The organism is Streptomyces sp. NPDC047981 (genome assembly GCF_040653315.1).
Lineage (GTDB): Bacteria > Actinomycetota > Actinomycetes > Streptomycetales > Streptomycetaceae > Streptomyces.
In genome coordinates this window covers 18,524-29,315 of sequence record NZ_JBEZNQ010000090.1, presented here as the reverse complement: position 1 = coordinate 29,315, position 10,792 = coordinate 18,524, and the positions used below count along the sequence as shown (strand labels likewise).

The following is a 10,792-nucleotide window of genomic DNA, read 5'->3' as shown; positions in this document are numbered from 1 at the left end:
CCGATAGCTCCGCTATCGAGACGCTCCGGCGCCTTGCGATGCACCGCACCAGACGCCGCGGCCTGTCCGGCCCTGATCCACCGGACAGGCCCTAGCCCGTGCCCCGGGCCCCGAGGGGAGGCCGGTAGCGCTCTCCTCGTGCGGAGCGGCGCGGGGTACGCTCGTGAGCGCGGCCCTGATCAAGAGGTGCGGGCCGCAAACGGGTGTACGCACGGGGATTGCCCTGCGTTTACTCGTGCGCGTTACGATCGCTGACGGTCGGGGTTCGGGCACCAGTCCGGGCGGCGACCACAAGCCCCATCCCAGCCGCCTCGATGAGAAGGTAGACCACGCTTATGTTCCGTCAGATCGGTCCCCTCGAGATCAGCCTGATCCTCCTTGTCATCGTGCTCCTCTTCGGCGCCAAGAAGCTCCCCGAGATGGCCCGTTCCCTCGGCAAGTCGGCGCGCATCCTGAAGAGCGAGGCCAAGGCGATGAAGACCGAGGGTGGCCAGCAGCCCGCCCCCGCCGACCCGCCGGCCGAGCAGCCCGCCGCGCAGCGCACCATCAAGGCCGCGCCCGGCGACGTCACCTCCGCCCGCCCCGTGACCGAGCCCTCGGACACCACGCAGCGCTGACCCCGTTCGACCCCCAAGGCCGCCGTACACCGGCCTGCCGCACGAGATGAGGACGTGGGTTGCTCAAGCCTGCCCGCACGAAGAAGGAGAAGGACCCCGAGGGGCGGATGCCACTCGTGGAGCATCTGCGCGAGCTGCGCAACCGCGTCGCCAAGGCGATGCTCGCGGTCATCGTGACCTCGGTCGTGGCCGCGTTCTTCAGCCAGCAGCTGATGGACTTCCTCTCCTCGCCCGTCCCGAAGTGCCCGCCGGGCACCTCGATCGCCGACAACACCGGCGGGCGCTGCGTCGTCATCGCGTACCAGACCGTGCTGTCCCCCTTCACCTCCACGGTGAAGGTGATCATGCTGGCCGGTGTGATCGCCGCCTCCCCGGTCTGGCTGTACCAGCTGTGGGCGTTCGTCGCGCCCGGCCTGCACAAGAGTGAGAAGCGGTACACGTACTACTTCGCGGCCGTCGCCGTGCCGCTCTTCGCCGCCGGCGCCTACGTCGCGTACCTGATCATGCCGGTCAGCGTGAAGGTGCTGATCAGCATCACGCCCGATGTCGCCTCGAACTTCGTCTCGCTCGACGACATCCTCGACTTCACCACGCGCATGGTGCTCGTCTTCGGGCTCGCCTTCGAACTGCCCCTGCTCCTGATCATGCTCAACATCGCCGGAGTCGTGACCGGCAGGCGCATGGCCGGCTGGTGGCGCGGCGTGATCATGGGTGTCTTCGTCTTCGGTGCGGTCGCCACCCCGTCGACCGACCCCTTCGGCATGATCGCCCTCTCCGGGCCGATCATCGTCCTCTACTTCATCGCGGTCGGCATCTCGATGCTCAACGACCGACGCCGGGCCCGCAACAACCCGGACGCCGAGCTGGACGACGACGAGGCCTCCAGCCTCGACCTCGCGCCCCAGGCCGTCGGAGCCGTCGAGCCCGTCGGCGCGGCCCGCGCGCTGCCCGAGCAGTCCGGAGGCGAGGCCGACGGCGGCAGGGCACTCAAGCCCGGCAGTTACGACGACGTCACCTGATCTTGTAGGGTCCTCCCCCCAGACTCCGTCCGGGGGGACACCCATGACCAGCGAGATCACCCTCTTCGTCAATCCCACCGCGGGACGCGGCCGGGGCGCGCACGCCGCCCAACCGGCCGCCCGCGCCCTCAGGGACGCCGGATTCTCCGTCCGTACGGTCCTCGGCGCCGACGCGGAGGACGCCCTGCGGCGCGCCCGTGAGGCCGTCGCGAGCGGCACCGGCGCACTGATCGCCGTCGGCGGGGACGGAATGGTCTCGCTCGCGCTGCAGGCCCTCGCGGGCACCCGCACCCCGCTCGGGGTGGTGGCGGTCGGCACCGGCAACGACTTCGCCCGGTCCCTGGGCCTGCCCGTCCGCGCGCCGTCGGCCGCCGGGCGGCTCGCCGCCGAGCTGCTCAAGGGCGGCGTCGGGCGCGACATCGATCTCGGCAGGGTCGGCGACCGCTGGTTCGGCACTGTCCTCGCCGCCGGCTTCGACTCGCGCGTCAACGACCGCGGCAACCGCATGCGGCTGCCCGTCGGACGGTTCAAGTACGACCTGGCGATGATCGCCGAGCTGGCCGCGTTCCGGCCGGTCCCGTTCCGCCTCGGCCTCGACGACGGCACGGAGCGGGAGATCGCGGCGACCCTGGTGGCCGTCGGCAACGGGACGTCGTACGGGGGTGGAATGCGGATCTGCGCCGACGCCCGCATGGACGACGGCCTCTTCGACGTCACCGTCGTCGGGGAGTGCAGCCGCACGACACTGATCAAGGTCTTCCCCCGGGTCTACCGCGGCACCCACCTCGACCACCCGGCCGTCACCGTCCACCGTGTCCGCTCGATCACCCTGGACGCCCCCGGCATCACGGGGTACGCCGACGGCGAGCCGCTCGGGCCGCTGCCGCTCACCGCCACATGCGTACCGGGCGCGCTGCGCGTCCTGGCGCCGCCGAGCCCGTGAGGAGCCCGGATCGGCGGTCCTTCAGGCCCTGACCCGAGGTCCCTTCCCGCCCCTGTCCGTGCTCCCTCATTAAAGATCGCGTCACTGTCAGAGGTGGCGGGTAGGCTCGACAGCAAGATGACAGAGGACCTCACACCAGCCGAAGCGTACGCAGCTGCTCGCGCCCGCAACGCCGAGCAGGCGACGGCGCTGGCCCCCTTCCGCGAGATGTACGAGTTCGGTCTGGACCCCTTCCAGATCGAGGCGTGCAAGGCCCTCGAAGAGGGCAAGGGCGTGCTCGTCGCCGCGCCCACGGGCTCCGGCAAGACCATCGTCGGCGAGTTCGCCGTCCACCTCGCCCTGCTCCAGGGGCGCAAGTGCTTCTACACGACACCGATCAAGGCGCTGTCGAACCAGAAGTACGCCGACCTCGTGAAGCGGTACGGCGCCGACAAGGTCGGCCTCCTCACCGGTGACAACAGTGTCAACGGAGACGCCCCGGTCATCGTCATGACCACCGAGGTCCTCCGCAACATGCTGTACGCCGGGTCGCAGGCGCTCAGTGGCCTCGGATACGTGGTCATGGACGAGGTGCACTACCTCTCCGACCGGTTCCGCGGCGCCGTCTGGGAGGAAGTGATCATCCACCTCCCCGAGTCGGTGACGCTCGTCTCACTCTCCGCGACGGTCTCCAACGCGGAGGAGTTCGGCGACTGGCTCGACACCGTGCGGGGCGACACCGAGGTCATCGTCTCCGAGAGCCGTCCCGTGCCGCTCTGGCAGCACGTCCTGGCCGGGCGCCGGATGTACGACCTCTTCGAGGAGGAGACCGACCACGGCGGCCGTGGCGCGTCCCGCCGCGAGGTCAACCCCGACCTGCTGCGCCTGGCCCGCACGGAGAACTCACGTACGTACAACCCGCGTGAGCGGCGGCGCGGCAAGATGATCCGCGAGGCCGACCGGGAGCGCGAGCGCCGTCAGCGCTCCCGCATCTGGACGCCCGGGCGGCCCGAGGTCATCGAACGTCTCGACGCCGAGGGGCTCCTGCCCGCCATCACCTTCATCTTCAGCCGGGCCGGCTGCGAGGCCGCCGTCCAGCAGTGCCTCTACGCCGGGCTGCGGCTCAACAACGACGAGGCGCGGCAGCGCGTCCGCGAGATCGTCGAGGAGCGCACCGCCGCGATCCCCTCCGAGGACCTGCACGTCCTCGGGTACTACGAGTGGCTGGAAGGCCTGGAGCGCGGCATCGCCGCCCACCACGCCGGCATGCTGCCGACCTTCAAGGAGGTCGTCGAGGAGCTGTTCGTCCGCGGCCTGGTGAAGGCCGTCTTCGCGACCGAGACCCTCGCGCTGGGCATCAACATGCCCGCCAGGTCCGTGATCCTGGAGAAGCTCGTCAAGTGGAACGGCGAGCAGCACGCCGACATCACCCCCGGCGAGTACACCCAGCTCACCGGCCGCGCGGGGCGGCGCGGCATCGACGTCGAGGGGCACGCCGTCGTCCTGTGGCAGCGGGGCCTCGACCCCGGCCACCTCGCCGGCCTCGCGGGCACCCGCACCTACCCGCTCCGCTCCAGCTTCAAGCCCTCGTACAACATGGCGGTCAACCTCGTCGACCAGTTCGGTCGCCACCGTTCGCGCGAGCTCCTGGAGACCTCGTTCGCGCAGTTCCAGGCGGACCGGTCGGTCGTCGGCATCTCGCGCCAGGTCCAGAAGAACGAGGAGGGCCTCGAGGGCTACCGCGAGGGCATGACCTGCCACCTCGGAGACTTCGAGGAGTACGCGCGACTGCGCCGCGACCTCAAGGACCGTGAGACCGAACTGGCCAAGCAGGGCGCCGCGCAGCGCCGTGCGGCGGCCGCCGCGTCTCTGGAGAAGCTGAAGCCGGGTGACGTCATCCACGTGCCCACGGGCAAGTTCGCCGGGCTCGCCCTCGTCCTGGACCCGGGCATTCCGGCCGGCCGGACCAACGGCCACCGCGGCTTCGAGCACCACGACGGGCCGCGCCCGCTCGTGCTCACCGCGGAGCGTCAGGTCAAGCGGCTCGCGTCGATCGACTTCCCGGTCCCCGTGGAGGCGATGGAGCGGCTGAGGATCCCCAAGTCCTTCAACCTCCGCTCGCCGCAGTCGCGTCGGGACCTCGCCTCCGCGCTGCGGAGCAAGGCCGGGCACCTGAACCCCGACCGCCAGCGCAAGCAGCGTTCCACAGCGGCCGACGACCGCGAGATCAACCGGCTCCGCACCGAGCTGCGGGCCCACCCCTGCCACGGCTGCGACGAGCGCGAGGACCACGCCCGCTGGGCCGAGCGCTACCACCGGCTGCAGCGGGACACGCGGCAGCTGGAGCGGCGCATCGAAGGCCGGACGAACACCATCGCCCGTACCTTCGACCGGATCGTCGCGCTCCTCACCGAGCTCGACTATCTGCGCGGCGACGACGTCACCGACAACGGCAAGCGGCTCGCCCGGCTCTACGGCGAACTCGACCTGCTGGCCAGCGAGTGCCTGCGCGACCGGGTCTGGGAGGGCCTGACTCCGGCCGAACTGGCGGCGTGCGTCTCGGCGTTGGTCTTCGAGGCCCGGCAGTCCGACGACGCCGTGGCGCCGAAGCTGCCCACCGGGAACGCCAAGGCCGCGCTCGGTGAAATGGTGCGGATCTGGGGGCGGCTCGACGCCCTGGAGGAAGAGTTCAAGATCAACCAGGCGGAGGGTGTCGGCCAGCGGGAACCGGACCTGGGCTTCGCCTGGGCCGCCTACCAGTGGGCCTCCGACAAGGGGCTCGACGAGGTCCTGCGGGAGGCCGAGATGCCCGCCGGTGACTTCGTGCGCTGGTGCAAGCAGGTCATCGACGTCCTCGGGCAGATCGCGGCCGCCGCGCCCAAGGAGAACAGCACGGTCGCCAAGAACGCCCGCAAGGCCGTCGAATCGCTGCTGAGGGGTGTGGTCGCGTACAGCTCGGTGGGCTGACGCGTCCTCAAGTAACCTTTGGGGGCCCGTGGTTGACGCCGGAAGGCGCGCCGCGGGCCCCCTTCGGTCGTGTGGGGTGCGGGCGGGTTGTCCTGGTCTCGCGGGCGTTGTCCACAGGGGGTTGTCCACAGGGGTGGCGGAGTGTCGGACGTCTCCGATTCCATGGATGTCGACACCGCATCACACCGGGCAACACCGCTGGGAGGGGACGCACGTGACCACGCAAGCCGGTTCGGCCGCCGTCGACGAGACGGCCGACGGACAGAAGATCGTGCCGGGGCCACGGGGCGTTCCGCTCCTGGGGAACCTGCCGGAGTTCGGCAAGGACCCGCTCGCGTTCTTCGAGCGGCTGCGCGAGCGCGGAGACTTCGTCAGCTGGCGCTTCGGGCCGGGGCCCGCGCTCTTCATCGCCCACCCCGACGCCATCGGTGAACTCCTCACCGAGGTGGAGCACACCTTCGACCAGCCCGACCTCGGCATCGCGTTCCGCACCGTGATGGGGAACGGCGTGGTCGTCGCCAAGGGCGCCGAATGGCGGCGCAAGCGCTCGCTCGTGCAGCCGTCGGTCCGGCCCAAGCAGGTACGGTCCTACGCCGCCACGATGGCCGAGTGCGCCATCGCCCTGGCCGACCGGTGGAGCGACGGGGAGCGGATCGACATCAAGAAGGAGATGGCGACGCTGACCCAGCTGATCGCCGTCCGCACCATCTTCGGTGTCGACACCGCGGCCGACGCCGAGGCCATCGGCCGGGCCATGGACGTGGCGCAGAAGGAGATCGGCGCCGAATTCAGCGGGATCGGCGCCCTGTTGCCCGACTGGGTGCCCACGCCCGGCCGGGCCCGCATCAAGCGGGCCGCGGCCGTCATCGACGCGGAGGTCGGCCGTGTCGTCGCCCGCCATCGCGGCGGCGACACCGAGCGGCCCGATCTGCTGAGCCGGCTCCTCGCCGCCCAGGACGAGACCGGCGCGCACCTCTCGGACCAGGAGATCCGCGACGAGACCGTGACGCTGTACATCGGTGGACACGAGACCACCAGCTCCACCCTCGTCTGGGCGTGGCAGCTGCTCTCTCGCAACCCCCGTGTGCGGGACGCGCTCGGCGAGGAGCTCGACCGGGTCCTCGGCGACCGCGAGCCGGGGTTCGAGGACTACGCCCGGCTGCCGTACACCCAGGCCGTGGTGAAGGAGACGCTCCGGCTCTACCCGACGATCTGGCTCCTGACCGGTGTCGCCCGGGACGGCGCGACCCTGGGCGGGCGGGCGATCCCGGCCGGCACGCGGGTGTGGTCCAGCCAGTGGGCCACCCACCGGGACGGGCGCTGGTTCGCCGAGCCGGAGGAGTTCCGCCCGGAGCGCTGGGGCGCGGTGGAGGGCGAGCCCGCCGAGGAGATACCGGAGTACGCCTGGTTCCCCTTCGGCGGCGGGCCCCGGGCCTGCCTCGGCACCCGGTTCGCGATGGTCGAGGCCGTCCTGATCCTCGCCGTGCTCGCCCGCCGGTTCCGGCTCGACCTGGACCTCGGGGCGGGGGAGATACGCCCGGTGCCGAGCCTGACCCTCCAGCCCGACCGGGACGTCCTCGCCACGGTCCGCGCCCGCCCGTGAGATGGGGACGATGCCGGTATGAAGATCAGTGCGCGGGGGCTCAACCGGTCCACGCTGACCCGGCAGTCGCTGCTGCGGCGAGAGAGGCTCGGCGCCGCCGAAGCGGTACGGAAGGCGGTCGCGCTGCAGGCCCAGCAGCCGGCCTCCCCGTACCTCGCGCTGTGGAACCGGACCGTCGGCTTCGACCCCGCGGAGCTGGACGAGGCCTTCGCCCGGGGGACGGTCGTCAAGTCGACGCTCATGCGGGTCACCCTGCACGCCGTCCACGTCGACGACTTCCGTACGTTCCGCGAGGCCCTGGACCCGCTGCTCAGGGCGGCCAGGGTCGGCGACCGGCGCTTCACCGCGTCGGGCCTGACCGCCGAGGACGCGGACCGGCTCGTCCCCGAGCTGCTGGCCTTCGCCGACAGGCCCCGGACGGGCGCGGAGTACGAGGCCTGGATCCAGGAACGGGCGGGGGCCGCGCCGAAGTCCGGCGCGTGGTGGGCGCTTCGGCACTACACGCCCCTGGTGCACGCGCCCACCGCGCGACCGTGGTCCTTCGGGGAGCGCCCCTGGTACGTGGCGCCCCCCGACCCGCCAAGCCCGGCCGCGCCGGAGACGTCCGACGCCGCCCTGCGGAGGCTCCTCCTGCGCTATCTGGAGGGCTTCGGGCCCGCGTCCGCACCGGACATGGCGCAGTTCGCGCTGGTCCAACGGGCCCGTGTGAGAAAGGTGCTCGCGACGCTGACGGACGAACTCGACAGAGGGGAGGGCCCGGACGGCGAGGAGTTGTTCGACCTTCCGGGCGCGTCCCGCCCGGACGAGGACACCCCCGCCCCGCCACGGCTGATGGCGATGTGGGACAGCACCCTGCTGGCCTACGCCGACCGTTCGCGGATCATCCCGCCCGCCTACCGCACGGAGGTGATCCGCAGGAACGGAGACGTGCTGCCGACCCTGCTGGTCGACGGCTACGTCGCAGGCGTGTGGCGGCCGACCGACGGGGGCATCGAGGCGACCGCCTTCCACGACCTGCCGGACGAGGCCTGGGAAGGACTCGCCGAGGAGGCCCGGGCGTTGACGGCCTTCCTCGCCGACCGTGAGCCCCGGGTCTACCGCCGCTACGACCACTGGTGGAGCAAGCTCCCGGGCAGTGAGGTCCGGGTGCTTCCCGGGGCGTGAGTTCCCCGGGCCGACTTCTCAGGCGCGGTCGGGAGCCGGCTTCCTCGCGGTGCGGTCGGGAGCCGGCGTCCTGGCGGTGCGGACGGCCCGGACGGCCAGGAAGACGAGGAGGGCGAAGGGGGACAGGAGAACCGTCAGGATCAGGAGGGGACCCATCAGCCAGGGGGAGAGGCCGAGATCGCGTGCCTCGCGGTACATCCACTGACCGATCAGCAGATCCCAGGCGATGATCTGGGCCCAGACAGCGCCCGCCCCCTCGGCCCCGGCCGTGAGCGCACGGAACGAGTCCAGGTCCGGCTCGGTGACCGCTGCCCACAGCTCGGGGAAGGCCGGCAGCGCCAGCGCCAGGTAGACCGCCAGGATCGGGACGACGGTCAGCGGGGAGGCCGCCAGACGCTCGGTGCCCCGCCAGGCCGGAGCGAAGATCATCAGCAGCCACACGGGCGCGGCGAGGAAGAAGCTGAGCTCGAAGAGGAAGCCGGTCATGAGGTGGACTCCTGAGTGGTCGGTGCGGTGCGCAGAGCGGTCCAGGTCGCCGCGAGCCCGAGCAGGGCGATGGCGGCCGCGGCGGCGAGTGTCGTGCCGTCGGGGTGGAGCAGCGGCCGGCCGCGCAGGGCCTGCCAGGTCAGGAGGGCGAGGACGGCCGCGTAGGTGCCCGAGGCCACGAGCGTCAACCGCAGCCGTACGCGGGGATCGCGCAGCCGGGGGAACCTCGGGGCGAGCGTCACCAGGACGAGCAGCAGCAGCGGGATGACCTGCAGGGCGTGCATGCCGAAGAAGTGGGCGACGCGCAGATCGCCGCCGGTCGTGGACCAGCCCGTCACGGCCATCGACGGGCCGCCGTCCGGGACGCCGACGCTGTGCGCGCCGACGATCGGCGGGTCGTCCCCTGCGGCCAGCTGCTCGGGAGTGGGCGTCACCATGAGGAAGCCGATCGCCGCGCCCGCGACGGCGATCAGGGAGCCGAGGCGTACGGCCCAGGCGGTGGGGCGGTCGAGGATCCGGGCGCGCAGCAGCAGGACCGCGATGACCAGGGCGGCCAGCCACAGGACGACCACCGTGGTACCCATGGCCTGGAAGACGGCGGCGTCGAAGGGCGTCTCGTTGTTGAAGTGGCTCCGCCTGCCGCGTACCGCCTGCAGGGTGATCAGCGCGATCTCGACGAGACCGGCGGTGGCGACCACCGTCCCCGCCCACCAGCCGAGCCGGCGGGCACGGGGGAGGAGGGTGAGCATCCAGGCGAGCGTCATGCAGTACGCGACGAACGAGAGCGCGAACTTGAGCGGCTTGGCCCATATCGGGGCGCCGAGCAGGACTCGGTCGTCGAATATCAGGCCGCCGAGTGCGACGACCGCGAGTGACGCCATCGACGCGGAGAACCAGACCAGCGGCCGATGCAGCTCGCGGACCTGCGGAAAGGGTGAGGACATGGGTACCCCCGTGGGTTGTCCCAACAATTATGGATAGTGGCACTCGCCGCTATCTGATAGCGGCACTATCTATGATGGGTGGGTCGCTCGGCAAGACCGGAGCGAGAACGGGAAGGTGAACGCAGGGTGCGCATCGGAGAGTTGAGTCGCAGGACCGGGGTGTCGGTGCCCACGATCAAGTACTACGTACGGGAAGGGCTGCTTCCGGCCGGGGAGTTGACCAGCCCGAACCAGGCTTCGTACGGCGAGACGCACGAGCGTCGCCTGCGCCTGATCCGGGCGCTCCTGGACATCGGCGGGCTGTCGGTCGCCGCGATCCGTGAGGTCCTCGAGGCGATAGAGGACCGCGACCGCCCGGTCCACAAGATGCTGGGTGCGGCCGCCGACCGGGTGGTGCCGCGCTACGGCGAGGAGTCGGCCGAGGGGCTCGTCGAGGCGCGGGCGGCCGTGGCCGAACTGATCGACCGGCGGGGCTGGCGCACGTACGAGGGCAGTGCGGCGGCTGAGGCGCTCGCGGTCGCGCTCGCGGCGCTGACGGAGGTCGGCCACGAGGGGTTCGCGGAGGTGCTCGACACGTACGCGGAGGCGGCGGAACAGGTGGCCGAGGCGGACCTGGAGTACGTCGCGCGCAATGTGGAGCGGGACGAGCTGGTGGAGAGCGTGGTGGTGGGCACGGTGCTCGGCGACGCGATCTTCACGGCGCTACGGAGGATGGCGCACGTGGACGCGTCGGGGAAGGTGTTCGGCTCCGGGCGGTGAGCCGGTGGGGGAGGTGTGGGGTGGGGTGGGGTGGGGGTGCCGGTGGGGCCGGTGGGGCCGCCGGCAGGGCGGCCCCACCTGGGTGACCGCCCGTCCCGGGCCCGGCGCTGCGCGGCCCGACTGTGCTGCACGGCCCGGCTGCGCGGTCGTGCGCTGCCCGTCCCGGCTGTGCTGCGCGGCCCGGCTGCGAGGTCGTGCGCTGCTCGTCCCGGCCCGGCTCCCCGGCCCGGCCCGGCTGCCCGGGCCGGACCCGACGGTCCTGCCCGAACCCCGACCCGGTCCAGCCCGGACCGACCGCTCCGGCCCGGACC

At 71.8% G+C, this 10,792-nt stretch carries 9 protein-coding genes; 7 read left to right on the top strand and 2 right to left on the bottom strand.

Annotated features, from left to right (window positions below; all coding sequences use genetic code 11):
- The first annotated feature begins 335 nt into the window (after positions 1-335).
- The 6 genes from tatA (at position 336) to AB0E14_RS33990 (ending at position 8,292) form a co-directional block, all read left to right on the top strand.
- Positions 336-617, top strand: a complete 282-nt coding sequence (gene tatA / locus AB0E14_RS34015; protein WP_260230272.1) for a Sec-independent protein translocase subunit TatA — start codon at positions 336-338, stop codon at positions 615-617.
- A gap of 59 nt (positions 618-676) precedes the next feature.
- Complete coding sequence (gene tatC, locus AB0E14_RS34010; RefSeq protein ID WP_362427318.1) at positions 677-1,636, top strand: twin-arginine translocase subunit TatC; 960 nt, start codon at positions 677-679, stop codon at positions 1,634-1,636.
- Between the two features lie 43 nt (positions 1,637-1,679).
- Complete coding sequence (locus AB0E14_RS34005) at positions 1,680-2,579, top strand: diacylglycerol kinase (RefSeq protein WP_362427315.1); 900 nt, start codon at positions 1,680-1,682, stop codon at positions 2,577-2,579.
- 117 nt (positions 2,580-2,696) lie between these two features.
- Positions 2,697-5,525 (top strand): DEAD/DEAH box helicase, encoded by a 2,829-nt coding sequence (locus AB0E14_RS34000; protein ID WP_362427312.1) that lies wholly within the window; start codon positions 2,697-2,699, stop codon positions 5,523-5,525.
- A 214-nt stretch (positions 5,526-5,739) separates the two neighbouring features.
- Positions 5,740-7,128 carry a cytochrome P450 gene (locus AB0E14_RS33995; protein ID WP_362427308.1) on the top strand — a complete coding sequence of 463 codons (1,389 nt, stop codon included), beginning with the start codon at positions 5,740-5,742 and terminating at the stop codon, positions 7,126-7,128.
- A gap of 18 nt (positions 7,129-7,146) precedes the next feature.
- Positions 7,147-8,292, top strand: a complete 1,146-nt coding sequence (locus AB0E14_RS33990; RefSeq protein WP_362427305.1) for a winged helix DNA-binding domain-containing protein — start codon at positions 7,147-7,149, stop codon at positions 8,290-8,292.
- 18 nt (positions 8,293-8,310) lie between these two features.
- Here the strand turns inward: AB0E14_RS33990 and AB0E14_RS33985 are convergent, their stop codons facing one another.
- Both AB0E14_RS33985 and AB0E14_RS33980 read right to left on the bottom strand, forming a co-directional pair.
- Positions 8,311-8,778, bottom strand: a complete 468-nt coding sequence (locus AB0E14_RS33985; protein ID WP_362427302.1) for an ABA4-like family protein — start codon at positions 8,776-8,778, stop codon at positions 8,311-8,313.
- On the bottom strand, positions 8,775-9,659 hold the full coding sequence (locus AB0E14_RS33980) for a hypothetical protein (protein WP_362427328.1): 885 nt from the start codon (positions 9,657-9,659) through the stop codon (positions 8,775-8,777). The genes AB0E14_RS33985 and AB0E14_RS33980 overlap by 4 nt, the downstream gene beginning before the upstream one ends.
- Positions 9,660-9,848: 189 nt before the next feature.
- On the opposite strand from AB0E14_RS33980, the gene AB0E14_RS33975 reads away from it, so the two are divergent.
- Complete coding sequence (locus tag AB0E14_RS33975) at positions 9,849-10,481, top strand: MerR family transcriptional regulator (RefSeq protein ID WP_362427299.1); 633 nt, start codon at positions 9,849-9,851, stop codon at positions 10,479-10,481.
- The last annotated feature ends 311 nt before the right edge of the window (positions 10,482-10,792 follow it).